22 protein-coding genes and 2 pseudogenes are annotated in these 26,017 nt (G+C 70.5%); 10 read left to right on the top strand and 14 right to left on the bottom strand.

Annotated elements, in window-relative coordinates; genetic code table 11:
- Positions 1-251: 251 nt before the first annotated feature.
- From ACZ7SW_RS15305 to ACZ7SW_RS15285, 5 genes and pseudogenes are all read right to left on the bottom strand, one after another.
- Complete coding sequence (locus ACZ7SW_RS15305; RefSeq protein ID WP_470231019.1) at positions 252-728, bottom strand: amidohydrolase family protein; 477 nt, start codon at positions 726-728, stop codon at positions 252-254.
- Positions 729-837: 109 nt separating this feature from the next.
- Positions 838-1,056 (bottom strand): annotated as a pseudogene (locus ACZ7SW_RS15300) (amidohydrolase family protein); the annotation flags it as partial.
- 400 nt (positions 1,057-1,456) lie between these two features.
- Complete coding sequence (locus ACZ7SW_RS15295) at positions 1,457-1,846, bottom strand: hypothetical protein (protein WP_470231018.1); 390 nt, start codon at positions 1,844-1,846, stop codon at positions 1,457-1,459.
- 272 nt (positions 1,847-2,118) lie between these two features.
- Entirely contained in the window at positions 2,119-2,709 is a 591-nt protein-coding gene (locus tag ACZ7SW_RS15290; protein ID WP_470231017.1) for a TetR/AcrR family transcriptional regulator, read from the bottom strand.
- 625 nt (positions 2,710-3,334) lie between these two features.
- Positions 3,335-4,012: an MBL fold metallo-hydrolase gene (locus tag ACZ7SW_RS15285; RefSeq protein ID WP_470231300.1), complete on the bottom strand. Its 678-nt coding sequence runs from the start codon at positions 4,010-4,012 to the stop codon at positions 3,335-3,337.
- A gap of 78 nt (positions 4,013-4,090) precedes the next feature.
- Between ACZ7SW_RS15285 and ACZ7SW_RS15280 the strand changes: the two genes are divergently transcribed.
- Positions 4,091-4,921 (top strand): YwqG family protein, encoded by an 831-nt coding sequence (locus tag ACZ7SW_RS15280; RefSeq protein WP_470231016.1) that lies wholly within the window; start codon positions 4,091-4,093, stop codon positions 4,919-4,921.
- Between the two features lie 4 nt (positions 4,922-4,925).
- On the opposite strand, the gene ACZ7SW_RS15275 is transcribed toward ACZ7SW_RS15280, so the two are convergent.
- A complete protein-coding gene (locus tag ACZ7SW_RS15275; protein ID WP_470231015.1) occupies positions 4,926-5,621 on the bottom strand; it encodes an RNase H family protein in 696 nt (231 codons plus the stop codon).
- 340 nt (positions 5,622-5,961) lie between these two features.
- Here ACZ7SW_RS15275 and uvrA point away from each other — a divergent pair, with 340 nt between their 5' ends.
- Positions 5,962-8,823 (top strand): excinuclease ABC subunit UvrA, encoded by a 2,862-nt coding sequence (gene uvrA, locus ACZ7SW_RS15270; protein ID WP_470231014.1) that lies wholly within the window; start codon positions 5,962-5,964, stop codon positions 8,821-8,823.
- 104 nt (positions 8,824-8,927) lie between these two features.
- Here the strand turns inward: uvrA and ACZ7SW_RS15265 are convergent, their stop codons facing one another.
- Positions 8,928-9,560, bottom strand: a complete 633-nt coding sequence (locus ACZ7SW_RS15265; protein WP_470231013.1) for a fibronectin type III domain-containing protein — start codon at positions 9,558-9,560, stop codon at positions 8,928-8,930.
- A 114-nt stretch (positions 9,561-9,674) separates the two neighbouring features.
- Here ACZ7SW_RS15265 and ACZ7SW_RS15260 point away from each other — a divergent pair, with 114 nt between their 5' ends.
- Entirely contained in the window at positions 9,675-10,139 is a 465-nt protein-coding gene (locus tag ACZ7SW_RS15260; protein WP_470231012.1) for an SRPBCC family protein, read from the top strand.
- A gap of 11 nt (positions 10,140-10,150) precedes the next feature.
- On the opposite strand, the gene ACZ7SW_RS15255 is transcribed toward ACZ7SW_RS15260, so the two are convergent.
- The gene (locus tag ACZ7SW_RS15255) at positions 10,151-11,587 is read right to left on the bottom strand and encodes an MFS transporter (RefSeq protein ID WP_470231011.1); all 1,437 of its coding nucleotides are present in this window, start codon (positions 11,585-11,587) and stop codon (positions 10,151-10,153) included.
- Positions 11,588-11,703: 116 nt separating this feature from the next.
- Here ACZ7SW_RS15255 and ACZ7SW_RS15250 point away from each other — a divergent pair, with 116 nt between their 5' ends.
- The gene (locus tag ACZ7SW_RS15250; RefSeq protein ID WP_470231010.1) at positions 11,704-12,105 is read left to right on the top strand and encodes a winged helix-turn-helix transcriptional regulator; all 402 of its coding nucleotides are present in this window, start codon (positions 11,704-11,706) and stop codon (positions 12,103-12,105) included.
- Positions 12,106-12,145: 40 nt separating this feature from the next.
- Here the strand turns inward: ACZ7SW_RS15250 and ACZ7SW_RS15245 are convergent, their stop codons facing one another.
- From ACZ7SW_RS15245 to ACZ7SW_RS15230, 4 genes are all read right to left on the bottom strand, one after another.
- Positions 12,146-12,655 (bottom strand): flavin reductase family protein, encoded by a 510-nt coding sequence (locus ACZ7SW_RS15245; protein ID WP_470231009.1) that lies wholly within the window; start codon positions 12,653-12,655, stop codon positions 12,146-12,148.
- On the bottom strand, positions 12,652-13,935 hold the full coding sequence (locus ACZ7SW_RS15240; RefSeq protein ID WP_470231008.1) for a cation:proton antiporter: 1,284 nt from the start codon (positions 13,933-13,935) through the stop codon (positions 12,652-12,654). The genes ACZ7SW_RS15245 and ACZ7SW_RS15240 overlap by 4 nt, the downstream gene beginning before the upstream one ends.
- 36 nt (positions 13,936-13,971) lie before the next feature.
- The gene (locus ACZ7SW_RS15235) at positions 13,972-15,525 is read right to left on the bottom strand and encodes a tryptophan halogenase family protein (RefSeq protein WP_470231007.1); all 1,554 of its coding nucleotides are present in this window, start codon (positions 15,523-15,525) and stop codon (positions 13,972-13,974) included.
- Between the two features lie 137 nt (positions 15,526-15,662).
- Positions 15,663-16,724: a pyridoxal phosphate-dependent aminotransferase gene (locus tag ACZ7SW_RS15230; protein ID WP_470231006.1), complete on the bottom strand. Its 1,062-nt coding sequence runs from the start codon at positions 16,722-16,724 to the stop codon at positions 15,663-15,665.
- Positions 16,725-16,860: 136 nt separating this feature from the next.
- Between ACZ7SW_RS15230 and ACZ7SW_RS15225 the strand changes: the two genes are divergently transcribed.
- Positions 16,861-17,694, top strand: a complete 834-nt coding sequence (locus tag ACZ7SW_RS15225; RefSeq protein ID WP_470231005.1) for an MBL fold metallo-hydrolase — start codon at positions 16,861-16,863, stop codon at positions 17,692-17,694.
- A 3-nt stretch (positions 17,695-17,697) separates the two neighbouring features.
- Here ACZ7SW_RS15225 and ACZ7SW_RS15220 read toward each other — a convergent pair whose 3' ends face one another.
- On the bottom strand, positions 17,698-18,168 hold the full coding sequence (locus ACZ7SW_RS15220) for a MarR family winged helix-turn-helix transcriptional regulator (RefSeq protein ID WP_470231004.1): 471 nt from the start codon (positions 18,166-18,168) through the stop codon (positions 17,698-17,700).
- A gap of 94 nt (positions 18,169-18,262) precedes the next feature.
- Between ACZ7SW_RS15220 and ACZ7SW_RS15215 the strand changes: the two genes are divergently transcribed.
- Complete coding sequence (locus tag ACZ7SW_RS15215) at positions 18,263-19,651, top strand: MFS transporter (protein ID WP_470231003.1); 1,389 nt, start codon at positions 18,263-18,265, stop codon at positions 19,649-19,651.
- A 17-nt stretch (positions 19,652-19,668) separates the two neighbouring features.
- Here ACZ7SW_RS15215 and ACZ7SW_RS15210 read toward each other — a convergent pair.
- Positions 19,669-20,636 (bottom strand): annotated as a pseudogene (locus ACZ7SW_RS15210) (LysR substrate-binding domain-containing protein).
- A 206-nt stretch (positions 20,637-20,842) separates the two neighbouring features.
- Between ACZ7SW_RS15210 and ACZ7SW_RS15205 the strand changes: the two are divergent.
- The 4 genes from ACZ7SW_RS15205 to ACZ7SW_RS15190 are packed head-to-tail and all read left to right on the top strand — an operon-like array spanning position 20,843 to position 25,998.
- Positions 20,843-22,078 carry an acyl-CoA dehydrogenase family protein gene (locus ACZ7SW_RS15205; RefSeq protein WP_470231002.1) on the top strand — a complete coding sequence of 412 codons (1,236 nt, stop codon included), beginning with the start codon at positions 20,843-20,845 and terminating at the stop codon, positions 22,076-22,078.
- The gene (locus ACZ7SW_RS15200) at positions 22,075-23,562 is read left to right on the top strand and encodes an aldehyde dehydrogenase family protein (RefSeq protein ID WP_470231001.1); all 1,488 of its coding nucleotides are present in this window, start codon (positions 22,075-22,077) and stop codon (positions 23,560-23,562) included. The genes ACZ7SW_RS15205 and ACZ7SW_RS15200 overlap by 4 nt, the downstream gene beginning before the upstream one ends.
- Positions 23,540-25,144, top strand: a complete 1,605-nt coding sequence (locus ACZ7SW_RS15195) for a thiamine pyrophosphate-dependent enzyme (RefSeq protein ID WP_470231000.1) — start codon at positions 23,540-23,542, stop codon at positions 25,142-25,144. The genes ACZ7SW_RS15200 and ACZ7SW_RS15195 overlap by 23 nt, the downstream gene beginning before the upstream one ends.
- Positions 25,141-25,998: a hypothetical protein gene (locus tag ACZ7SW_RS15190; RefSeq protein ID WP_470230999.1), complete on the top strand. Its 858-nt coding sequence runs from the start codon at positions 25,141-25,143 to the stop codon at positions 25,996-25,998. The genes ACZ7SW_RS15195 and ACZ7SW_RS15190 overlap by 4 nt, the downstream gene beginning before the upstream one ends.
- Positions 25,999-26,017: the final 19 nt, after the last annotated feature.

Below are 26,017 nucleotides of genomic sequence, written 5' to 3'. Positions count from 1 at the left end.
CGAACGGCGAGGCCCGGTTGACCACGTCAGTGGGCGGACCCCGAGGGCTTCGCCGCTTCCGGCCGAGAAGAGGAAAACCGATGCTCCACCACGGCAGCCGGTTCACCATCAGGCCCGGCACCGACCCGGGCCTGGGCGCCGTCTTCGTGCGCGAAGATCGCCGAACTGCGCCGGCGCCGGTTCGACAGCATGGCCGACATCGCCGTGCTGGTCTCGGATCTGGGCGAGCACATCGGCACCCGGTGCCGCGATCAACGGAGGGTGAAGACGCGCTCCGCGTTGGTGTGGCCGATCTTGGCTCGCTGCGCGTCGGACAACGGAGCGGACCGGAGGAAGGCCATGGCGTCGGCGGTGTCTTCGTAAGAGGTGTCGACGGCGAACAGGATGTTGTCCTCGCCGACCGCGTCCAGGGCGAGCGCGAGGACGGCCGGGTCGTCGATGCCGCTGGTGGTGATGACGAAGTTGCGGCGGAAGTACTCGCTCGGGGTGAGCCGGAGCTTCGGCATGGTTCCCGCGGCTCCCGGGACGCGAGCGGCGAACGCGTGGCGGTTGTCGATGCGTTTGAGCCAGTACGGAATGCCTTCGCCGAGGTGCCCGAGCACGATCGTGAGGCCAGGGTAACGGTCGAACACGCCGCTCAGGATGAGCCGCATGGCGTGCAGTCCGGCTTCGGCCTGGTAGCCCCAGACCGCGGCCTGCATTCCGTATGCGTCGTATGGCGCCAGCATGCTCGGGAACTGCGGGTGCAAATAGATGGGCGCCTTCGCCGCTTCGCCCCGCTTCGAGCAGCGGGGCGAAGCGCGGCTCGTCGAGGTACCGGCCTTCGGTGTGGGAGTTGATCATGATCCCGTGCAGCCCGAGCGGCCCCATGACCCGCCCGATCTCGTCCGCGGCGGCTGCTGGGTCCTGCGGAGCCACTGTTCCGAGCGCGCCGAAACGGTCCGGGTGCTGCCGCACCAGGGCGGAGAGAGAATCGTTCACAACGCGGGCGAGCGGGACAGCGTCGGCTGCGGGGTAGGGCTGGACGCCGGGCGGATTGATGCTCAGGACGGCCATCGCCTGTCCGGCGGCGTCCATAGCGGCGATCCGCTCGTCCAGGTCGGTGAGCGCGGACCGCAGCGGTTCTCGAGCTTCGACGGTGCGCATGAGGCCGACCTCGGTCCGGTCGCTTTCGAAGACGTCGAGCCGGTGTGCGGTGCCGAGGAAATGCTCGGTGGCGACATGTTCCTCGACGGCGACGACGCGCGGGGTGCTCATTCCTCTATTGCACGGCTGGTTGACGCTCGTGTCCAAGTCGCGTTCGGCATTGCACGATGAGAGCGGGGAATGGATCTGTTCGGTCAGGACGGGAGCCGCGAACGGCGCCGTGCCCGGTCGTGCCCGAATTCCCTTGGCAGGTTTGGGATTTCCCGCGTTCTCCCAACCGGGCGCAGGCAAGTCGGCGAGCGCGCCCGCCTCACCCCCGAGGGCCCGTGAGGTGTCCACGGGCCTGTCGCCAGGTCCGTTCCTGATCGAACGACGGCGTCCACCAGCCGTTGCTGGTCAGCAAACCCTCGTCGCGGAATCGCTTGATCACCTCGACGTGCGGCGGCCAGCGAACGAAGCCGCGCAAGGCTTCTTCGTCGCGCCAGATCGAGACCGAGCCGGTGCGGCCGAGGGCCGGCTGGCACCACAGCCACATGCCGATCGCGCCGGGAAGTTCCGGCCAGCCGCGCCCGAGCCGGAACCCGGCCCGGGCGACCGCGAGCATGTCCCGGCGTCGCTGTGGCCGGAACTCGGTGATCGCGACGAACACCGGTTCGCCGCCGTCTCCCGCCGGGCCCGCTCTCCACCCGGTCCTCAGCACGAGACGGCCCTTGTGCGCGCGGCGGCGGAGCCGGAATTCCCGGCGCGCACGTCCCGGCCGGTGCTCGTCGTTGGCTCAGCCAAGCAGCAGGCAACGACCTTTTCGTTGGCGCGCCTCGATCTTTGCTCTCGGAGGCCATGCGGTGCCGGGTCGTCCGCGATGACGTCACGGATGCGGTCGATCAACTCGGCCGATAAGGAAATTTTAGAACGAACGATCGTGCTTTTATTGAGGCGGAAACCAGTCATGCCGTGTCCTTTGTCCGATGCGGGTTACCTGGCGGCTCGCGCGGCGGCGAGCAGGTTTTCGAAGGCGTGCCGGGTCCTCGCCTCGGCGGAGGGCGCGGCCAGCAGCCGGTGCGCGTGGAAGAACCCGAGCAGCACGCCGTGCAGGTCGTGGGCGAACTGGTCCGGGTCGGCGTCCGGGCGGAACTGGCCCTCGCTGATCCCGGTGCGGAACATCTGCGCGACCGAGTCCGCGAAGTCGAGGTGGTCGCGCACCAGCTGGTCCCGGATCGGGCCGGGCTGGTCGTCGTATTCGGCGGACGCGGACACGAAAAGGCAGCTGGGACCGCCTTCCCGGCCTGCCGCGAGCCAGTGCTCGAACAGCGCGCGCACCCTGGCCTCGCCCCTCGGGGCGGCCAGCGCCGGGCGCACGACCAGATCGGCGAACAGCTCCCTCGCGTGCGCGAGGACCTGCGCCTGAAGGGATTCCTTGGACTGGAAGTGGGCGAACAGGCCGCTTTTCGACATCCCGGTGTCCGCGGCCAGCGATCCGATGGTCAGCCCGGCGAGGCCGATCCGGCTGGCGGTCGCGGCGGCCCGGTCCAGCACGGCCTGCCGGGTTGCCTCGCCCTTGCTCATGAACCCTTTCTAGCACGATCGTTCGTTTTTGGCACGAACCGCGGACGGCCGGTGCTCGGCTGTTTCGCCGCGCTGACCGCAAACCGGGCCGCCCGGCAAGCAGCCAGCTCCGTGCGGGAACGTCGTCGGCTCACCAGCCGCGTTCGCGCTACTCCGCGAGACGCGGACGCTGCTTTCCCCGTTTTCGCAGCGAGTTGCACCCCCGAGCATGCGGCGATGATCCGCGAGCACCCTGAGGCAACTGCTGCTCAACCCTTGAAGTCCGCCGATCGGTGCCCGCGAGGATCAATTGCCGCGCGGCCCGCTCGGCGGGCGGGTTTGGGGCGTTCGTCAGGCGCGAGGCGATTGCCGTCGGTCGTTTGACGGCCAACTCTCCAGGATGGCGCAGGATGCTGGTGGCGCGGAGAAAAGTGCCATGGCACCGAACTGGAGACCTGCCGATAGACCAGGACGTGGCGGCATCGCGGAGACTTTCAGGTGCCGCACGGGATTCCACACGCTGAGGCTGCGGCGCACAGCCGGGTGGCTCCGAATGCGGTGAACTCGTTGGCACCGCAAGGATCTGGTGCCATGGCGGAGCCCGGGGCTGCCTGATAAGTCACAGGCAGCCCCGATCGGGTGGAACTCACCAGCCGCGTTCGCGCCACTCGGCAAGATGCGGACGCTGCTCTCCCAGCGTCGAATCGTCCCCGTGCCCCGGGTAGAACCACGTGTCGTCCGGCAGTTCATCGAAGATCCGCGCCGACACGTCGTCCAGCAGGGACTTGAAGTCCTCCGGCGAACCCGTTTTTCCGATACCTCCGGGGAACAGCGAGTCCCCGGTGAACAGATGCCCGTGCCCCTTCGGGTCCCGGTACAGCAGCGCGATCGAACCCGGCGTGTGCCCGCGCAGGTGGATCACCTCCAGCGTCGCCGCGCCGACCTTCAGGGTGTCGCCGTGTTCGACCAGGAAGTCCGGGGGCACCGGCAGCGGTTCCGCGTCCAGCGGGTGCGCCGCGGTGTTCGCGCCGTTCGCTCCGGCGACCGCGCCCAGCGCCTGCCAGTGGTCGGCGTGCTGGTGCGTCGTCACGACGGTGCGCAGCGCGGGCCGGTCGGGGCCGTGGCCGATCAGGTCGGAGATGCGTTCCGGGTCGTTGGCCGCGTCGATCAGCAGCGCTTCGTTCTCCGCGCGGCACACGAGCAGGTACGCGTTGTTGTCCATCGGGCCAACGGAGAGCTTGGTGATGGTCAGCCCGTCCAGCGTCCGGCGCGCGGCGTCGCCGCCCGGTTCGACGTGTCCGGTGTAAGTGTCGGCGATGTTCACGAGTCCCCACGGTAGCCGGATCACCCGCGCGACGGCCACGTGGCCGTTTTTGTCGGTGCCTGCTGTCAAGATCTCCCCATGACCTCTTGGATCGACCCGCTCGCCAAGCTGGCGCGCGAGCACCTGCCGCCGGACGTGGCCGAGGCGTGGGAAACGGTGTTCCGGCCCGCGATCCGGCTGACCGCGGGCGGAAGCGGCTCGCGCGCCGGCTTTCTCGGCGGGAACCCCGCGCTGCCCCCGGACGTGGAATGGCCGGTCTGGCGGGGCGAGCTGCCGATGAACTTCGTCGCCTCCGTGGACTGCGCGGCGCTGCCCCGGGTGCCCGGCGGGATCGAGCTGCCCGCGTCGGGCTCGTTGCTGTTCTTCTACTGCGACGACTGGTTCCAGGCCGACGCCCCGGTCGATCTGACGGCTCTCGGCGGGGTCGTGGTCGTTCCGGCCGACACCGAGACTGCCGAGCGGGCCGCGCCGGAGGGAGTCGAGGTCTATCCGCGGCTGGAGTTGTCCGCGGAAATCACGGGGACGTTCCCGGGTTCCGAGCAGGAGGTGCTGCGCCGCACACTCGCCCGCGACGGGCTTCCGCTCTCCGATCCGGGCAACTGGTCCGAGGAGTTCTATGAGCTCCTGCGGGAGTCGTCGACCGCGCCCTGCCATCAGATCGGGGGCTGTTCCTGGCCGATCCAGGGCCCGCCGGAAGACGAGGTCGCCGCGGCGGTCCTGCCCGACGACGCGTCCGAATCCGACTCCGCCGACGAAGCGCTGCGCTGGGCCTTGCTCGCCCAGATCGACAGCGACGGCGACGCGGGCCTGACGTGGGGCGACGTCGGCGTCCTGTACTGGCTGATCCGCGAGGACGACCTGGCCGCGGGCCGGTTCGACCGGGTCCGGTGCGTCATGCAGAGCGGGTGAGGGGTCAGCCGCGCCGATGCCGCTTCAGCCATTCCGTCGTGCAGCAGTGCTCGCACGGTTCGAGCTCGCCCGGGATCACCGACGCCCAGGCGATCCGGACGATCTCGTGGGTGTCGCGGCCCATCCGCTCCTGCCGCTGCTGGCCCCGGCGCAGCCAGTAGCAGTCGGCGTCGTTGTGGTAGGCGCTGCCGCCAGCCGTGCGGTACCCGGTCGGCAGGACTCCCGCGTCGAGCTGACGGCAGTCGGCGCAGTAGGCCTTGGTCATCCCGTGCCGGCACTCGTCGTCTTCCGGCGGAGCGATCGGCCGTCCGGTGGGGCGGGCTTCCGTCGCGCGGTCGGCCAGTTCGGCGAGAAGAGCGCGGGCGGCCGGCTCCTCGGCCGTCCGCCAGGTGATCTCGTGGCGGACGGCACAGGTGCGGAGCCGGGTGAGGAGGTCGTCGGATACCGGGCCGTCCAGCGCGGTGCGCAGGTACTCGCTGTCGCTGTAGAGGTGCACGCGGACCGGCCGTTTCAGGCTTTCGAGCGCTTCCAGGGCCGCCGTCAGTGCCATGCGATCGGCGGTCGTGTCGGCCGCCCCGCCGGTGAGGGATTTCTGGTGCTCGCCGTACTTCAGCAGCGCGGACCAGCCGCCCGGTCCCGGGTCGTCGCCGCCTTTCCCCGCCGTGTAGATCCGCACCGCTCCGGCTTCGTCGCTAACCACCCCCCGAACGTATCGGCAGCGCGCCCCGCTTTCCGGAAAACCCGCCGGAAGCCCGTGGCCCGGCCCGGTTCCCGGGGGCCGCGCACCCGGGCCGGGCGGCCTTCGCCGACCTGTATCGTGGAACCGGGCCAGCCCGCGCATCCGCTCTGCCGCGCGGGGCCTCCGACAGCGTCCGGCGACCCCGCCGCGGGCCGCTTCCCCAGGCCCCCGGAGAGCGGAAAACCCCAGGCAGAACACGTGCGGTCCGGTTTTTGTCGGTGGTCGTCCCTACCCTGGGCACGTCCGCCGGCACCGGATCTCCCGGCGGGCCACCGAGCAGAACGACGGAAGGGACGAAGGCGTGGCTGATCGCCTCGTTGTTCGCGGAGCGCGCGAGCACAACCTCCGCGGCGTGGATCTCGATCTGCCCCGCGACAGCATGATCGTGTTCACCGGCCTGTCCGGGTCGGGCAAGTCGAGTCTTGCCTTCGACACGATCTTCGCCGAGGGGCAGCGGCGGTACGTGGAGTCGCTGTCGGCGTATGCCCGGCAGTTCCTCGGGCAGATGGACAAGCCGGACGTCGACTTCATCGAGGGCCTCTCGCCCGCGGTGTCGATCGACCAGAAGTCGACCTCGCGCAACCCGCGGTCGACCGTCGGCACCATCACCGAGGTCTACGACTACCTGCGGCTGCTCTACGCCCGCGCGGGCAAGGCGCACTGCCCGAAATGCGGCGAGGCGATCAGCAAGCAGACGCCGCAGCAGATCGTCGACCAGGTGCTGGAGATGCCCGAGGGCACCAAGTTCCAGGTGCTCGCGCCGGTCGTGCGCGGGCGCAAGGGCGAGTACCTCGACCTGTTCCAGAACCTGCAGCAGCAGGGCTACGCGCGCGTGGTCGTCGACGGCACGGTGCACCCGCTCACCGACCCGCCGAAGCTGAAGAAGCAGGAGAAGCACCAGATCGGCGTCGTGATCGACCGGCTCGCGGTCAAGACCAGCGCCCGGCAGCGGCTCACCGACTCGGTGGAAACGGCGCTGCGGCTGGCCGACGGCCTGATCGAACTCGACTTCGTCGACCTGGACGAGAACGACCCGCACCGCGTGCGCGGCTTCTCCGAGAACCTGGCCTGCCCCAACGGCCACCCGCTGGCGATCGAGGACCTCGAACCCCGGTCGTTCTCGTTCAACTCGCCCTACGGCGCGTGCCCCGAGTGCACCGGCATCGGCATCCGCAAGGAGGTCGACCCGGAACTGGTGGTGCCCGACGACGAGCTGACGCTGGCCGAGGGAGCCATCGCGCCGTGGGCGGGCGGGCAGAGCGCCGACTACTTCCTGCGGCTGCTGGAATCGCTGTCGGAGGCGGTCGGGTTCCGCATGGACACGCCGTGGCGGCGGCTGCCCGCCCGCGTGCAGAAGGCGGTGCTGCACGGCGTCGACGAGCAGGTGCACGTCCGCTACCGCAACCGGTACGGCAGGCAGCGCTCGTACTACGCGGCCTTCGAGGGCGTCATCCCGTTCCTGGAGCGGCGCCTCGAGCAGACCGACTCGGAGTACATGCGCGAGCGGTACGAGGGCTACATGCGTGAGGTGCCGTGCCCGGCCTGCCAGGGCACCCGGCTCAAGCCGGAGATCCTCGCGGTCACGCTGGAGCACGCGACGCAGGGCGACCGGTCGATCGCCGAGGTCTGCGCGCTGTCCATCGCGGAGGCGTCGGAGTTCCTCGACCAGCTGGTCCTCGGCCCGCGCGAGGCGATGATCGCGGGCGCGGTGCTGAAGGAGATCCAGGCGCGGCTGCGCTTCCTGCTCGACGTCGGGCTCACCTACCTCTCGCTCGACCGCGCGTCCGGCACGCTGTCCGGCGGCGAGGCGCAGCGCATCCGGCTGGCGACGCAGATCGGCTCCGGGCTGGTGGGCGTGCTGTACGTGCTGGACGAGCCGTCGATCGGGCTGCACCAGCGCGACAACCACCGGCTGATCGAGACGCTGACCCGGCTGCGCAATCTCGGCAACACGCTGATCGTGGTCGAGCACGACGAGGACACCATCCGGGCCAGCGACTGGGTGGTCGACATCGGCCCGGGCGCGGGCGAGCACGGCGGGCACATCGTGCACAGCGGCCCGTACAAGAAGATCCTGAAGAACAAGGAATCGATCACCGGCGCGTACCTGTCCGGGCGGCGGCAGATCGAGATCCCGGCGATCCGGCGGCCGGTCGACAAGAAGCGGCAGCTCACCGTGGTGGGCGCGCGCGAGCACAACCTGCGCGGCATCGACGTGTCGTTCCCGCTCGGCTGCCTCGTGTCGATCACCGGCGTGTCCGGATCGGGCAAGTCGACGCTGGTCAACGACATCCTCGCGCAGGTGCTGGCGAACAAGCTCAACGGCGCTCGCCAGGTCCCGGGCAGGCACACCCGGGTCAACGGCCTCGCCAACGTCGACAAGCTGGTGCGTGTCGACCAGTCGCCGATCGGCCGCACGCCGCGCTCCAACGCGGCCACCTACACCGGCGTGTGGGACCACGTGCGCAAGCTGTTCGCCGCGACCACCGAGGCGAAGGTCCGCGGCTACCAGCAGGGCCGCTTCTCGTTCAACGTCAAGGGCGGCCGCTGCGAGGCGTGCGCGGGCGACGGCACGATCAAGATCGAGATGAACTTCCTGCCGGACGTCTACGTCCCGTGCGAGGTGTGCAAGGGCGCCCGGTACAACCGGGAAACGCTCGAGGTGCACTACAAGGGCAAGACGGTGTCCGACGTGCTGGACATGCCGATCGAGGAGGCGGCCGAGTTCTTCGAGCCGATCAAGGCGATCCACCGGCACCTGCAGACCCTCGTCGACGTCGGCCTGGGCTACGTCCGCCTCGGCCAGCCCGCCCCGACCCTGTCCGGCGGCGAGGCCCAGCGCGTGAAGCTGGCGAGCGAACTGCAGAAGCGCTCCACCGGCAAGACCGTCTACATCCTCGACGAGCCGACCACCGGCCTGCACTTCGAGGACATCAGCAAGCTGATCGGCGTGATCAACGGCCTGGTGGACAAGGGAAACACGGTGATCGTGATCGAGCACAACCTCGACGTGATCAAGACGTCCGACTGGATCGTGGACATGGGCCCGGAGGGCGGCTCCGGCGGCGGAATGGTCATCGCCGAGGGAACGCCCGAGCAGGTCGCGGCCACGGAGGGGAGCTACACCGGCGAGTTCCTCGCGGAGGTGCTGAACCCGGCCTGACGCGCGGTTCGCCCGCACCCGGCCGCGCGTTGCCAGCGGTGCTTCGAGCCAAGGAGAGCCGCCCAGTCCCTGGACCGGGCGGCTTTTCGCTGCGCGGCGGAAGGTCAGTCCTTCCCGGTGGTGCGCTCGACGACGGGGGAGAGCGGGCCGTAGGTCAGGGCGCGGATCCGGAAAGCCGAGCCTTGCTCACCGGGCAGGAGCGAGAGCGCGCACTGCGTCGCGTTGGGGTCGGTCACCTCGACGGGGGCGAAATCCGGGGTGCCCGGGCGACGGATTTCCAGCAGGAAACCGGCTTCGTCGGTCGAGCGGTCGGTCCAGGCGAAGTGCAGGCTCTGGTCGGCGGCAGGGGTCGCGACGAGGTTGGCCGGGGCTCCGGTCGACGGAGGGGCAGCGGTACCGGATTGAGAAGGATTGCCTGCCGTGACGGTGGCCGATACCGGGCCGGCGAACGAGCGGATTCGGTAGTAGAACGGCGTTTCCGGGATCAGGTTCGGATGAGTGTAAGAAGTCTGGCCAGGCGGGAGGTACTGGAGGGCGGTCCACGGGCCTTCGGCGGCGTTGGCGTATTCGAGGAGGTATCCCGCCGCGGCCGGGTCGGCGGGCCAGTGCAGGACGACGTTCGTCGGCGAGGTGAGGGTCGCGGTGAAGGCCGGGGCGGCTGGCGGCGGCGGGGTGCCGCAGCCGACTAGCGTCGCAGCCAAGAGCGCGGCCAGGGCGGTTCGGGGGATTATCGGCACGGCAGGCCTCCTCGACGGTTCAGGCGGCGGCGTACCCAAGGTGTGGCCAGCCTAGGAAACGGTGGCCAAGATCGACAAGCACGCGTTCCGCTGATCGGGAGAGAGGGACGGCCTGTGGTCCTCGAGAAGAAGAGCGACGCCGAGTACTCGTTCCGGAGCGAGTGGTGGCTGCCGACTCCGCCGGAGCGGGTCTTCGCCGCGATCGTCGACCTCGAGTCCTATCCGCGGTGGTGGCCGGACGTCCAGTCGGTGCGCCAGGTCGACGACGACACCGCGCAGGTCGTCTGCCGGTCCCGGTTGCCGTATCGGCTTGTCGTCGCGATGCACCGGGAGCAGGAGGACGCGGCGGGGCTGCGGGTGCGCGTCCGGTTGAGCGGCGACCTCGACGGGGTGCTCGCCGGGGAGATCCATGCCGAGCGCGGGGGCTCCCGGCTGGAGATCACGCAGCACGTTCAGGTGCGGAAACCGTTGCTGCGCAAGCTGGACGTCGTCGCTCGGCCGTTCTTTCGCGCCAACCACGCGTGGATGATGCGGCGGGGCCAGCACGGGCTGGCTGGTTACCTCGCGGCCTCAAGGTAACCAGCCAGCGGCTAGCGGGCGACCGGCTCGGGAGCGGCGGCAGGAGCCGCGGCGGTCCGGCGGCCCAGGAGCACCGCGGCGAGGATCGCGGCGAGAGCGGTCAACCCGGCGCTGAGCCCGTAAGCCACCCGGAACCCCGACGCCAGCGCCTCCCTCTCCGAAGCACCCGCGCCCAGCAACCCGGCCGTCCGGGTCGCGGCGGCGGTGGCCAGCACGGCGGTTCCCAGCGCGCCGCCGACCTGCTGGGTCGTGGTGATCAGACCGGACGTCACGCCGGAGTCTTCGGGGGTCGCGGCGGACATCGCCAAGCCCATCAGCGCCGGGATCGCCATCCCCGCCCCGGCGCCCATCAGGATCAGCGACGGCAGGACGTGCGTCGCGTAACCGCCTTCGGTCTGGACTTGGGTCAGGTACAGGAAAGCGACCGACGTCGTCAGCAGCCCGGCGACCAGGACCGCGCGCGGGGAGAACCGGGAGTTCAGCCAGTCGGCCAGACCGAGCGAGAAAGCGCCGATCATGACCGGCGTCGGGACGAAGGCGAAACCCGTTGCGAGGGCGTCGAAACCGAGGACCTGCTGCAGGTACAGCGCGGTGACGAACTGGAATCCGAGGAACCCGGCGACCATCACGACCATGGTCAGGTTGGCGCCGCTGATCGCGCGCACCCGGAGCAATCGCAGGGGCAGCAAGGGGGTTCGTGCCCGGGCTTGGCGCAACAGGAACAGCAGGAGCAGCGCGACCGCCGCACCAAGAGTCGCGATGGTCAGGAACGTCCAGCCGGAGTCGCCTGCTTGCACGATCCCCAGCACCAGCAGCATCACCCCGGCGGTGACGAGGAGCGCGCCCAGGAGGTCGATGCCGGTGCGCAGGCCGAGACCGCGGTCGGACGCGACGACCAATGGAGTCAGCACGAGAGCCGCGATGCCGATGGGAAGGTTGATGTAGAACGTCCAGTGCCAGTCGAGACCCTGCGTGAGCGCACCGCCAGCGACCATGCCGATAGACGCGCCTGCGGCTTGGGTGAAGCTGTACACGCCGATGGCCCGGACGCGGGCGCGTGGTTCGGGATAGAGCGTCACGATCATGCCCAAGACAACCGCTGACGTCAGGGCTCCGCCGACGCCTTGGACAAACCGCGCGACTACCAGCGTCGTGGCGTCCGGCGAAAGGCCCGCGGCCAGCGAAGCGGCGGTGAAAACGACGAGGCCGACGAGGAACACCCGCCGCCGGCCGACCAGGTCGCCCAGGCGTCCGGACAGCAGGAGCAGGCCGCCGAACGCGACGAGATAGGCGTTGACCACCCAGGCGAGCCCGGGCGCGCTGAACCCGAGGTCGGTCTGGATCACCGGCAGGGCGACCGCGACGATCGAGCTGTCGAGCACCACCATCAGCGAGGCGGCGGACAGCACGGCGAGCGCCGCCCCGCGACGCCGAGCGGTTTCGGGCATGACAAAGTCCTCCATAACCGGCACAGGGGAGAGTTTTCGCTGGTCGTAGCCAGGGCATCTCTTGTTACAGTGCCCATCATGTGTGACCATGGGGCGGTGCGGAAGGAGGCACTTTCATGTCCCAGGGGAACATCGCTGTGACCGACGAGGCCACGGACTTCGACCCGGCGAAATTCGCGGTGTGCACGGTGATGGAGGTCGTGAACCGGATCAGCGGGAAGTGGGTGATCGGCATCTTGCTGGAGGCGACGCGCGGCCCGGTGCGGTTCACCGAACTCGAACGCTCGGTGCAGGGGATCAGCCGCCGCATGCTGACGCTCACCCTGCGGAACCTGGAACGCGACGGCCTGCTGAAGCGCACGGTCTACCCGACGGTGCCGCCGCGAGTCGAGTACGAGGCGACCGAGATGGCGCGCGAACTGTACGACTCGCTGTCCGGCCTCGTCGACTGGGCGGAACGGCACCGCGAGGCGATCGCGGTCTCGCGACAGGGATACGACGGCCGCACCGCTTGCTGAGACTGGCCCAGACACCGGCGCTCGCCGGAGCGCGGTGCGCTCAGTGCGACGGCCAGGCGTGATAGCGCCGGCGGCCGTAGAGCAGCGGCCGGTGCCCGTCCTGTTCCTCGACGGTCTCGACCTCGCCGAACACCACGACGTGGTCGCCCACCGGCTCCGTCTTGCTCACCCGGCAGCACGCGATCACGTGCGCGTCGCGGACGAGCCGGGGGCCGCCGTTCGCGCCGGCCGCCCAGGTGACCTGGTCGAACCGGTCGGCGGCGCCGGAGGCGAAGAGCTCGGCCACCGCGCGGGCCTTGCTGTGCAGGAAGTTGACGGCGAAGGCCTTGCCGCCGGTCACCGCCTTCAGCGTGGGCCCGACGCGCAGGCAGACCAGCAGGGTCGGCGGGGCGAGCGTCACGCTGCACACCGCGGAGCACGTCATGCCGACCGGGTCGCCTGCCTGGTCGAGCGCGGTCACCACCGCGACCCCGGTGGGGAAACTGCGCATCATCGACCGGAAGCCGTCCAGCAGGCTCTCGTCGGCGAGCTTCTTGAGGGAGTTGGTCATCGCACACCACTTCCGGACGACGAGTGCGCCGGTACCGCGGCACTCCGGGTTTCGATTTTGTCGGCGAGCGCCAGCAGCGGGCCCGTCATGGCGGTGGCCGCCAGTGCCAGCACCAGCAGGGAGAAGAACAGCGCGGCGGAGATGATCCCGGCGCTGTAGCCCACCTGCAGCACCACGAGTTCGGTCAGTCCCCGGGTGTTCAGCAGGGCCCCGAGCCGGAAGGCGGTCAGCCGGGACTGCCCGCCCAGCCGCGCGCCCGCGTAGCCGCCCAGCAGTTTCGCCAGGACGCCTGCGACGAGCACCACGACGACGAACAGCGGGGGAGTGGCTCCGAACGCGGTGAGGAACACGTTCACCCCGGTGATCACGAAGAACAGCGGCACGAGCCGGCGCCCGGTCGCCACCACGGGCCGGATCGCTTCCCGCCACGGGGACGAGGCCCCGGCCGGGAGCACCGCGCCGACGAGCACCGCGCCCAGGACGGCGGTCATCCCCAGATGTTCCGCGGAGAACGCCGCGGCCAGTGCCAGTACGGCGAGGACCACCGCGGCGCCGCGCGGGGACCGGGCGCACCAGGCGCCGGCCGAGCCGGTGCGCAGCAGGCGGTGCAGGATCGCCGCCACGACCGCCGCGCCGGCCACAACGCACAGCGCCCGGACGAAACCGGCCGAGCTTCCGCTGGCGATCCCGACCGCGACCGTCAGCAGGAGCCAGGCGGCGCTGTCGACGAGAAGCGCGGTCTTCAGCGCGATCCGGCCCACCGGCAGCTCGGCGAGCCCCCGGTCGGCGAGGATCCGCGCCAGCACCGGCGCGGCGGTGACCGAGAACGCGACCGCCAGGAAGAGAACGAACGCCCCGGTCGGGGTCGTGCCCCGCAGCGGCGCGTCCCCGGACGCGCAGATCCACCACGCCAGTGCCGCGCCGGCGAGCAGCGGCGGAACGAACGCGCCAGCCGCCACCCACGGCAGCGAGCGGCGCTCGGCGGGGCTCGGGCTGACCCGGGAGCCGTGGGTCAGCCCGGTCAGGAACAGCACCAGCCCGGCGGTGGCGAGGACCTTGAGCACCTCGAGGACCTCGGGCGGGAGCACCGTCCGGAGCGCCGCCGGTCCGGCGAGGCCGACGACGAGCGGCCCGGCGAGCACCCCGCCCAGGATCTCGCCGACGACCTCCGGCTGCCGGAGCCTCCGGGCGGCGAACCGGCCGGCGGCGGCCACCAGAAGGACCGCGGCGACGGCCGCGGCGACGTGGAGCGCGCGGGCGAGCAGCCCGATGATGTCCATTGTGGTCCTTCCGACGACTCGCCCCGGCCGGGCCGTTCAGCCGCGCATGTGGGCGAAGTACTCGTACGGGGTGGGCAGCGACCGCACCAGCTGTTCGCCCTTCGCCCGGATCTCCTCGAACTCCTTCTTCGCGCTGCTCACGTCGGCGAGGTCGAGCGCGGGGGAGTGGCGGAGGGGAATCCCGCCCATCCCGAGCAGGATGCACATGTACGAGTAGGGCGGAAGCCCGTGGTAGTAAGGGAAAACGGTTTCGCTGTCGGGCAGCTGGGTCTGCCACATCTCGATGCGCTCTTCGAGCCCGTCCGGGGCGACGCGCACCTTCGCGTCGCGCCAGTACTGCGTGTCCGACCGCGCGGCGGCCTTGTAGTGCAGGACCAGGAACTCGCGCACGCCGTCCATCACGTGCGCGACGGCCTCGTTGTAGCGGGCGGTCTGCGAGGGATTCCACCCGGCGGCGGGGAAGTTCTTCACCAGCTGCTCCACCGCGTGGTGGATGAAGAAGATGCCGGTCGATTCGAGCGGCTCGACGAAACCGCTGGAAAGGCCGACGGCCACGCAGTTGCGGACCCAGGAGTTGCGGGTGCGGCCGATCCGCATCCGGATGTGGTTGGCCTCCACCTCCGCGGCCTCCGGCCCGACGTGCGCGCGCAGGGTGCGCTCCGCCTCCTCGGGCGTGCAGTAGTCCTTGGCGTAGACGTAACCGGTGCCGATCCGGCCGAACAGCGGGATCGTCCAGATCCAGCCCGCCTCCTGCGCGGTCGCCGTGGTGCACGGGCGGATCCCGCGCTCGCGCATGTCGAACGGGACCTGCAGGGCCACCGCGCTGTCGTTGGGCAGCATGTCCTGATAGGACTGGAACGGCTCTTCGAGCGCCTTGTTGATCAGCAGGCCGCGGAAGCCGGTGCAGTCGATGAACAGGTCGCCCTCGACGATGCCGTGCTCGGCGGTGCGGACGCCGGTGATCCAGCCGCGCTCGTCCAGCAGCACTTCCTGCACGTCGTCCACGATGTGCTTCGCGCCGCGGTCGGTCGAGTACCGGGTGAGGAACTTCGCCAGCAGCGCGGCTTCGAAATGGTAGGCGTAGGGGAACTGGGTCTTTCCCTGGTGCTCCGACATCGTGAGCCCGCGCGGTTCGGCGGCGTGCTCGTCGTAGGACTGTTCGAGCATCAGGCCGTTGAGGTGCCGCGGGCTGCGTTCGGCGTCGCACACCGAGGCCATGACGAAACAGTCCTTGTCGAAGCGGTCGGTCTCGCCCGCCTTGAGCCACCAGTCGGTGAGCGGGAACCCGTCGACCGAGCCGACCTGTTCGAACGGGTGGTAGAAGTGGTGGCCGGGCTTGCGCCAGTCCTGGAAGCGCACCGCGAGCTTGTAGGTGGCGTTGCACTCGGGCATCCACTCCTCTTCCCGGAGGTCCAGGAATTCGAAGAAGTGCCGGATGTCGCTGAACGTCGCCTCGCCGACGCCGATCGAGCCCACCTTGCCGGACTCGACCAGGGTGAGGGAGACGCGGTCGCCGAACGCCGCCTTGAGGTAGGACGCCGTCATCCAGCCCGCGGTTCCCCCGCCGACGATAACCACGTTGTTGATCATGTGTTTCCCTCCAGTAGGTGACCGGTCGAGCAGTCGTTTCCGGTAGAAAGCCGTGCGGGAGCACGCGAACGCGGCCGGTCTCCGGACGCTCGCGTTTCCGGGGCGCCGCGGCGCCCCGGGCGGTGGCTCGGGGACGTCTAGCGTCGGCTGTCCGCGGGAATCCTTCGCGCGGCCCGGTCGAACACTTCGATGAACCTGTCCATTTCGGACGGTGAACCGATGGTGACCCGGATGCTGTCCGGGGCTCCCCAGGAACCGAGCGGCCGGACGAACACGCCCTCGGCCGCCAGCGATTCGGCGACCGCGCGAGCGTCGCCGACCCGCACCTGGACGAAGTTCGCCACGCTCGGCAGCGGTGCGAAGCCGAGCGCGCGCAGGCGGGACACCAGCAGTTCCCTGCCCGCGGCGGTGGCCGCGCGGCGTTCGGCGATCTCGTGCTCCGGCGCGTCGAGGGTGGCCAGCGCCGCGGCCACCGCCAGCCCGTTGACGTCGTAGGGCAGCTGCAGTTTCCGGGTGGCTTCGGCGATTTCCTGGGGCAGCACCCCGAAACCGACCCGGAGGCCGGCGAGCCCGAAGATCTTCGAGAACGTCCGGAGCACCGCGACCGGCCGGTCCTCCGAGCAGAATTCCTTGACGGAGTCGGGATAGCCGGGGTGCTCGACGTAGTCGAAGTAGGCTTCGTCGAGCACCGGAAGCACGTGTGCCGGCAGCTTGTCCAGGAAGGAGCGCACCTCGTCGCGAGTGACCATTCCGCCGGTGGGGTTGTTGGGATTGGTGACATAGGCCAGTTTCGTCCGCGGGGTCACCGCCGCGAGCAGCCCGTCGAGGTCGTAGCCGCCGTGCCCGGCCAGCGGCACCGGGACGGCGGTGGCGCCCCGGTTCGCCGTTTCGAGCCGGTAGGCGACGAACGTCGGGTGGCCGAACACCACCTCGTCGCCGGGACGGAGCAGGCACAGCGACAGGTAGTGGATCACCGCGGTGCTGCCCCCGGCCACCACGATCCGCTCGGCCGGGATCCCATGCCTCGCACCGATAGCCCGGCGCAGGGAGCCCGTGCCCGCCTCCGGGTAGCGGTTGCCCCGTCCGGCCGCTTCCGCGATCGCGCGCCGGGCCGCGCTCACCGGGCCGAAGATCCCCTCGTTCTGGGCGAGGTGCGCGACGGGGTCCGGCGCCGTTTCGCGGCGGGGCTGCTCGGGCATGCGCTAGCCTCCGAAGGTCGGGGAGATCGTCATCCCATTTGAACCCGCGGGCGGCGGCTCGGCGACGGTTGTTCGCAAAATCCCATGCAGTCCGCATTTTTCGGCTGCTCCTCGCGATGAACGCACAGGAGGACGGATGCGCACCGAAGTCGTGACACTGGGAACCGGCGGGGGACCGACGCCGAAACCCGGCCGCAGCGCGCCCTGCCACGCCGTCCGGGCCGGGGAGGCGAGCTATCTGGTCGACTGCGGCAACGGCGTCGCCCGCCAGCTGGTGGCGGCCGGGATCCCGCTCGGTTCGCTGGCGGCGGTGTTCGTCACGCACCTGCATTCCGATCACACGGCGGATCTCGGGTTCCTCTTCCAGGCGGCGTGGTCCCGGCTGCGCGCGCCGGTCGACGTGCTGGGGCCGCCGCCGCTGGGGGAGATGGTCGAGCACTTCTTCGGTTTCCAGGCCTACGACATCGCGACCCGGATCCGGGACGAGGGGCGGCCGCCGCTGCGGCCGTTGCTGCGGGAGCGGGAGATCTCCGGTCCCGGCGTCGTGCACGAGGACGACCGGGTGCGCGTCACCGCCGCGCTCGTCGACCATCCGCCGGTGTTCCCCGCGTTCGGCTATCGCTTCGACACCGAGGACCGCTCAGTCGTTTTCTCCGGCGACACCGCCTACTGCGCGAACCTGGCGAAGCTGGCCGAGGGCGCGGATGTGCTTGTCCACGAAGCGGTTTACCCGCCGGCGCTGGAGAACGGCGCGGGCGGTTTCGGGGGACCGGCGTTCCGCGAGCGCATGCTGCGGGCGCACAGCACGGTCGGCGACGCGGCGAGGATCGCCGAGGAGGCCGGGGTCCGGACGCTGGTGCTGACGTCGTTGTTCCCGCCGGACGGAGTGCCGGACGAGGTGTGGAAATCGGCCGCGGGGCGGGAATTCGGCGGCGAGGTCGTGGTGGCGACGGACCTGATGGTGCTGTGAGCTTCAGGCGCTCGTGGTCCACCGCGTCGACAGCTTGCCCAGCAGGCCGCGCAGCTGCTCGTACTCCGAGGCCGACAACCCGGCGAAGACGTCCTTCCGGAGGCCGCCGACCCGTTCGTCCGCGGCGGCGAGCATGCGCTGTCCGGCGGCGGTGAGTTCGACCAGATAGACCCGGCGGTCCTTCGGATCGCGGCGGCGCTCGGCCAGGCCCCGGCCCTCCAGCTGGTCGACCAGGTCGACGATGGTGCTCGAGTCCACCCGGAGCCGGGCGGCGAGATCCTTCTGCGCCAACGGCCCGCACACGCCGAGCATGCGCAGCACGCTGTGGTGGGCGCCGCGGATGTCGAGGGACGCGAACGTCGCGTCGGTGTCCTTGCGAACGGCTTCGGCGACCTTGCTCAGCAGACAGTCGACCCGGTCCGAGAGCTCCTCGGGGACGAGCGGCCGCCCCTCGGTCCCGGTGGTTCGAGTCATGTGTCCTCCGTTCGACTCCCAGATTGAACCACAGCGGCATCGGAGGACAGTCCAATCGTTGTGCACCCAACTATTGGGTGTTAATCTCGCCGACGTGGCCAACGACACTGGGGTACGACCGGACAAGGTGCTCGCCGCCGTCTGCCTGGGATACGGCATGATCATCGTGGACACCACGATCGTCAACGTCGCCATTCCGACGATGCAGGCGAGCCTGCGCACCGGCATCGACACCATGCAGCTCGTGGTCGACGGGTACGTGGTGATCCTGGCGAGCCTGCTGCTGGCCGGAGCCGCGCTGAGCGACCGGTTCGGCGCCTCGAAGATCTTCCGCGCGGGGGTGGCGCTGTTCGGCGTCGCCTCGGCGCTGTGCGGGCTCGCGCCCAACGGGCCGTTCGTGGTGGCGGCGCGGATGCTGCAGGGACTCGGCGCGGTGCTGCTGGTGCCGTCCTCGCTGCTGGTGCTCACCGCGGCCTACACCGACACCAAGGCGCGGGCGCGGGCGATCGCGGTCTGGGCCACGGTGGCCGGCAGCCCCGCGGCGTTCGGCCCGATCCTGGGCGGGCTGGTCGTCGACACCCTGGGCTGGCGGAGCATCTTCTACGTCAACGTCCCGCTGGCGGCGATCGCCCTGCTGCTCACCCAGCGCGGCCTGCCGGTCTCGGAGCCCAACAAGTCCCGTCGTCAGGACATCCCGGGCCAGCTGCTGGCCGTGCTGATCCTTTCGGGCCTCGCCCTGGCGCTGACCGAGGGGCACCAGCAGGGCTGGACGGCGCCGCTGCCGGCGATCTCGTTCGCCGTCGCCGTGGCCGCCGGGGCGGCCTTCGTGGTCCGGCAGCGGACGGCCGCCGAGCCGATGCTGCCGCCGGATCTGGTGCGGGCGCCCGGTTTCCGCGGTTTCGTCTCGGTGGGCGTGCTGCTCTTCGCCGGCTACTACGGCATGGTGTTCGTGCTCAGCGTCTACCTCCAGGACGTGCGGCATTTCGCACCGTGGCAGGCCGGGCTGAGCTTCCTGCCCTCGGCGCTGCCCATCACCCTGATGCCGCTGGTGGCCGGGCGGCTCGTCGGACGGATCGGCCCGGCCAGGGTCCTGCTCGCCGGGCTGGTCCTCACCGTGCTGGGCGGGGTGTCGCTGGCACTGCTCGGCGGGAGCGGCACGGTGCCGTTGAGCATCGCGCTTTTCTTGCTGGGCTGCGGGTTCGGGCTTTCCGCGGTTCCGCAGATCACCCTGGTGATGGAGACCGCGCCGGCCGGCCGCACCGCGCTGGCGAGCGGGCTGCTCAACGCGGCGAGGCAGTCGGGCACCGTGCTCGGCGTCGCGGTGCTCGGCGGGCTCCAGACCGGCGGCGGTCTCGGCACTCCGTCCTTTGTGGCCACCGCGATGTTCGCGGCCATGCTGGTGTTCGCGCTCGCGGCCGCCCGGGCGCTGCGCCAGGGCTCCGCCCGCCGGGCGGAGCCGGAACCGCTCGCCGAGAAGGTCTGACCGGTGCCCCGGCGCGCTCAATGGATCTCGGCGAGCGCGCCGTTCTGCCTCGGCGCCGCGTCCGGGGTTTGGACCTTGCTGCGCGCGAGTATCGAGCGCAACGCCATGACGAGCGCGCGGGAACTCCGGCTCGGCCGGGTGTCGGCCATCATCGTCACCCCCATGGAGATCGTCGGCACGTCGTCGAGGATCTCCACCACCGAGACCCGCCCGCCGTCGTAGGTCATCGGAGTCGCCACCCGTTGATTGAAGATGGCGACTCCGACGCCGCCCGCGACCAGTCCGCGCATCGTCTCGAAGCTGGTGGTCTTGGCCGCGGGCGGCAGTTTCGAACGGGTCTGGTTGATCAATTGCTTTTGCAGCTGGTGGGTGTGCGGCAGGTCCAGGATGACGAACGCCTCGCTCGCCAGGTCGGCCAGCCGCACGCTTCCGGACTGGGCCAGCGGATGCGAGTCCGCCATCAGCACGTGCGGCCGCAATTGGACCAGCTCGTGAATACCAGTTCGTCGCTCAGCCCGAGATTGTAGGTCAGCGCGATTTCGCACGCGCCTTCGCGCAGCATCCGGTGCAACGGGTCGACGTTGGCCTCGTGAATCCGGATCGACAGCCGCGGATGGCATTCCCGCATCCGGCGGACCAGCGGGGGCAGCAGAAACGGAGCCAGTGTCGTAAAGCACCCGATGTCCAGATGTCCGCGAACCTCTTCCTTCTCTTCTTCGCGGTACTGCTGGAATTCTCGCGCCGACCGGAGCATTCCCCTGGCCTGCGACAGCAGCCTGCGGCCGTGTGACGTCAGCACGATTCCCTTGGCGCGCTGCCGAAGGAAGAGCTGCGTTTCCAGTTGCTGTTCGAGCCGCTGGATCGCGGCGGACAGCGTCGATTGGGAGATGTGCAACCGCTTCGCGGCAGCCGAGATGCTACTGGTCTCGGCCGCGGTGACAAAATACTGCAACTGGGTGAAGCTAAAATTGATCTGACCGCTCATGGTGCCCCCCATGTGGTTCCCCCCATGAAACATCATCGCTTCGCTCGATGTGGTTCTGCGGAATTTCCGGTTTGACTCCTGCGATTTGGTGCTCAGTATAGTGGAAAAGCGGTCGCGACGGTGCTTCCGGGACGACGTGGCAAGGGTATTGCGTTCTGTCTTTCCGTGTGATCCGCACTTCATCTTTCCGGTTTCCTGGAGGCGTAATGAGGCAGTGCCTGACCGAACGCCAGCGTCTTTTCGTCCGAATGGCCGAAGAACTGGCCGAGAAGTTCGCCCCGCGTGCGGCCGGGCACGACAGCGGCAACACCTTTCCGTTCGAGAACTACGAGGATATGCGCGAATCCGGTTTTCTGCGGCTGTCCGTTCCCGAGGAATTCGGAGGATTCGGCGCCGCCCAGGCCGAAATCCTGCCCGCGCTGGAACGCCTCGCGATGGGCGACGGGGCGACCGCGCTGGCGGTGACGATGCACATCTCGCCGCTCGGCCAGTGGGCGGCGGTGTGGCGCCGGACGGGATCGGCGAAGGTGGCCGAGATCCTCCGGCTGGCCGGTGCGGACAAGCTGGTGTGGGCGTCGCTGGGCGCCGAGGCCGGCGCGCCCAACCGGATGACCGACGCGCGCTCGAGCGCGGTCGAGGTCGACGGGGGATATCTGGTCAACGGCAGGAAGACCTTCGGCACCAACACCGCCGTGGCCACCCACTGCTCGACGACGGCGCGGCTGGAGGACGCCGAAGGCGGGCCCCGGCTGATGCTGTTCTGCGTCGCGCTCGACGATCCCGCCGTCCGGATCCACCCGACCTGGGACGTCATGGGGATGCGGGGCACGCAGAGCAACGACGTCGAGTTCACCGACCTGTTCGTGCCCGGCGACGCGGTGCTGCACTCGCTGCCGGTCGGCCATCTCGACGGGCACATCGTGGAGACGGTCTTCGCGTGGTCGATGCCGGCGTTCGGCGCGGTGTACACCGGGGTCGCGCTCGGCGCGCTGGAGTGGGTCAAGGAGCAGGCCGCCCGTCGCGGCCGGACGACGGATCCCTTGGTGCAGAACACCATCGGCGAATGCGAGATCCTCGTCGAGACCTCGCGGTCGGTGCTGAGCAGGCACGCGGCCGACTACGGTTCGCGGGCGCTGTTCGACCAGCTTTCGGTCCAGGAGGGCTTGGCGCGCAGCGCGTTCGCGAAGTATGTGTGCGTCAACAACGCGGCCAGGGCGGTCGACCTCCTCGTCGAGGTCGCCGGCGGGGCGGGCTACAGCCGCAAGCTCCCGTTCGAACGCATGTGGCGCGACGTCCGGGCCGGGCTGATCATGCCGCTGTCCAACCAGCCCGCGCGGCAGTTGATCGGCCAGACCTCCTTCGGCATCGAGACCGCGCCGACGGTCGCCTTCGCCGGGCCCGCCCCGGAACGCGCCACGGATCTGTCCACGGTGACCGGATGACGGGGCGGCCGGAGGAGGATCCGCGGCTCGCGAAACTCGCTTCGTCGGTCTACATCGGCGGTCGTTGGGAGGCTTCGGCGGACGAAACGCCTTTGGCCGTGGTCGATCCGTCCGACGGGTCGACGGTGGCCGAGGTCCCTACGGGCGGCCCCCGCGACGTCGACCGCGCGGTTGACGCCGCCCGCGCCGCGTTCGGGAGCTGGTCGGCACTGCCGGTGCGCGAACGGGCGGAGATGGTGGCGCGGCTGGGGGAAGGTCTGCGGGAGCGCGGAGAAGAGCTCGCCCGCACCATCACGCGCGAGATGGGGACGCCCATCACCGAGAGCAGGCAGGCGCAGGTTCCGCTCGGTGTACGGACATTCCGGCGCACGGCCGAGCTCGCCGCCGGGTTCTCCTTTGAGGAACAGCTGGACGACTGCGTCGTGCGGCACGAACCAGTCGGAGTGGTCGCCGGCCTCGTGCCCTGGAACTATCCGCTCTACCTGACCGCTACCAAGGTCGCGCCGGCGCTGGTCGCGGGTTGTCCCGTCGTGCTTAAACCGAGTGAGATCGCCCCGTTGAGCGCGGTCCATCTCGCGGATGTCGCCGACCAGACGGGACTGCCCGCCGGTGTGCTGAACGTGCTTTCCGGCGGCGCGGCGGTGGGCGCGGCGCTCGCCGGGCATCGCGGGGTCGACGCGGTGTCGTTCACCGGCTCCGCGGCGAACGGGCGCTCGGTCGCCGCGGCCGCGGGGGCGGCGCTGTCGCGGGTCACCTTGGAACTGGGCGGGAAATCCCCCAGTGTGGTGCTGCCGTGCGGCGACCTCCCCGCCGCGGTCGCGGCGACGGTGCGCAAGGGGTTCCAGAACGCGGGACAGACCTGCGCCGCGCTGACCAGGCTGCTGGTTCCCCGTGAGCGGCTGGCCGAGGCCGAGGAGCTCGCCGAAGCGCAGGCTTCGCGCTACGTCGCGGGTGCGCCGCTGGACCCGGCAACGACGTTGGGACCGCTGGGCTCGGTCGCGCAGCGCGACCGGGTCGAGATGTTCGTCCGCTCGGGGATCCGTTCCGGCGCCCGGCTGGTGACCGGCGGCCCCGGCGCGCCGGAGGGCCTCGGCGGCGCCTACGTCCGCCCGACCGTTTTCTCCGACGTCGATCCGGCCGCGGACATCGCCACCGAGGAGATTTTCGGCCCGGTGCTGGTGATTCTGGCCTACGAGACGGAGGAGCAGGCGGTGGCGCTGGCGAACGCCACGGCCTCGGGGCTCGCCGCGGCGGTCTGGGCCGCGGAGGAGGGGCACGCCATGCGGGTCGGGCGGGCGATCCGCGCCGGCAGCGTGGCGATCAACGGTGCTCCGACCCACCCCGACGCTCCCTTCGGCGGCTTCAAGCAGTCGGGTTTCGGCCGGGAGCGCGGCCGGTACGGGATCGCGGAGTTCCTCGCCACCCAAACGACGCACAGGACACGGACGGAAGGGACTGCCGATGCGGGCGCTCACCGGAGGTGAGGCGGTCGTCGAGGCGTTGGCGGCCGAGGGGTTCGACACGCTGTTCGGCCTGCCGGGCGTGCAGAACGACTGGCTGTACAACGCTTTGTTCGACGCCAAGGACCGGATCCGGGTGGTGCACACCCGGCACGAGCAGGGCGCGATGTACCTCGGCCTCGGCTACGCGCTGGCCACCGGCCGCCCCGGGCTGGTCAACGTGGTGCCGGGCCCCGGGGTGCTGAACGCGAGCGCGGGGCTCGCCACCGCCTTCGCGCTCGGCGCGCCGGTGCTGTTGCTGGCCGGTCAGATCCCCTCGGCGTCGATCGGGCGAGGGGCCGGGGTGCTGCACGAGCTTCCCGACCAGCTGGGGTTGCTGCGCTCGCTGACCAAATGGGCCGCGCGGATCGACAGCCCGGCGGACGCGCCGGCGCAGGTGGCGCTGGCCCTGCAGCAGCTCCGGTCGGGCAGGCCCCGGCCGGTCGCCCTCGAAGTGCCGATGGACGTGCTGGAGCGCCGGGCGCGAGTGACGCTGCCGCCGCCGCTGTTGCCGGAGCTGACGCTCCCGGTGGACACCGACCGGATCGAAGAGGCGGCGAAACTGCTGGGCTCGGCGACCGCGCCGATGATCATCGTGGGCGGGGGAGCGCACGGCGTCGCACCCGGCGTACGGCGCCTGGCCGAGCTGATCGAAGCACCCGTGGTGAGTTACCGCAGCGGCCGGGGAATCGCCGACAGCCGGGACTACCACAGCCTCGCCCAGCCCGCTGCGCGTCCATTGTGGACGGATGCGGACGTGGTGCTGCTGCTGGGCGCCAACGCGCGGGTGCCGCTGCAGAAATGGCCTGCCGACCCGGAACGGAAGATCGTCCGCGTCGACGTGGACGCGGCGGCCATGGCCACCCTCCGCCGGCCGGACGTCGGGATCACCGCCCGGTTGGAGGACGCGCTTCCCCTGCTGCTGGACCGCGTCGAGGCGCACAACCGGCCGCGCCCGTCGCGCGCTGAGGAGCTCCTCGCGGCGCGGCGGGCCTGGGAACAGCGCAGCGCCGTACTGGAGCCCCAGCTTTCCTACCTCGCGGCGATCCGCGACGCGCTGGGCGAGGACGGCGTCTTCGTCGACGAGCTCACCCAGGTGGGATTCGCCAGCCGCATCACGCTTCCCGTCTACCATCCGCGCACGTTCATCACCACCGGCTACATGGGCACGCTCGGCTACGGGTTCCCGACCGCGCTCGGCGTCAAGGTCGCGCGTCCGGACGTGCCGGTGATCTCGGTGACCGGGGACGGCGGCTTCCTGTTCGGCTCCTCGGAGCTGGCGACCGCGGTCCAGCACGGGATCGGCCTGGTGACGGTGGTGTTCAACAACAACCAGTACGGCAACGTCCAGCAGATGCAGCGCCGGGTCTACGGCGACCGGGTGATCGCCACCGATCTCGTCAACCCGGACTTCGTCGCGCTGTCCGAGTCGTTCGGCGCGGAGGCGTTCCGGGTGGCTTCGCCCGGCGAACTCGCCGTGGTGCTGCCGAAGGCCGTGGAATCCGGCAGGCCGTGCGTCGTCGAGGTCCAGGTCGGGGACATGCCGAGCGTCGACCAGTTCCGATGAGCGGTCCCGTGCGCCCGAAGCCGTTGATCGAGCCCGGTTCGGTGATCGGGAAGGCCTTCGCCGGGGCTGCCGCGCAGCGCCGGTTCGTCTTCTTCGCCGGGCTGCCCGGGGTCGGCAAATCGTTGCTGATGCAGCAGTTCGCGTTGTCCGCCGCCGACCGGGGGAGGCAGGTGCACCTGGTGCGCTGGGACGTCGTCCGCACGGTCTTCGAATCGCATCCGGCGGCGGCGCCCTTCACCGAGGAGGCCGGGCAGACCCATCCGGCGATCCGCGCGGCCGCCGGGGCGTGGCTGCGCGGCGCGCTCAGGCGGTGGCACCTCGCCCATCCCGGCCCCGCCGCGCTCCTCGTCGGCGAGACACCGTTGCTGGGCAACCGGTTCCTGGCGCCGTCCCGGCGGGAACGGGATCCGGTCGAGGCCCTGCTCGGCCCGGAGTCCGCGGAGTTCTTCGTGCCGGTCCCGTCGGTCGAGGTGCGCCAGGGCATCGAACTGGCCCGCAGGCGGGACACGGCCCGGCCCCGGCACGCGCTGGAGCGGGCCAACGCCGATCCGGACCTGCTCGCCGGGCTGTGGCGCGAGATCGAGCGGGCGTGCTCGGTGCTCGGCATCCCCGCCGGGCCGCCCGGCGCGGGGTACCGGCCCGAGGTCTACGCGGCGTTGTTCGGCCGGGTGCTGCGGGCCAGGCGGCACGCGGTGCTGTGGATCGACGAGCTGCTCCCGGTCGAGGTTTCGGCGCAGGAGCTGGGAAAGCACACCCGCGAGCTGGCTCCCGGCGACGACGAGGTGGCGCGCGCACTGTCCGAAGTGGACGAACGGGGTGCCGGGGCGGCGGCCCGGGACTGGTTTCTCGGGTGATCGCGCCGCGGGCGGGCCG

The sequence above is a fragment of the Amycolatopsis sp. NPDC114484 genome (assembly GCF_055633755.1).
Note: the sequence above shows the minus strand (reverse complement) of the source record. Positions and strands in the feature narration are given on the sequence as shown.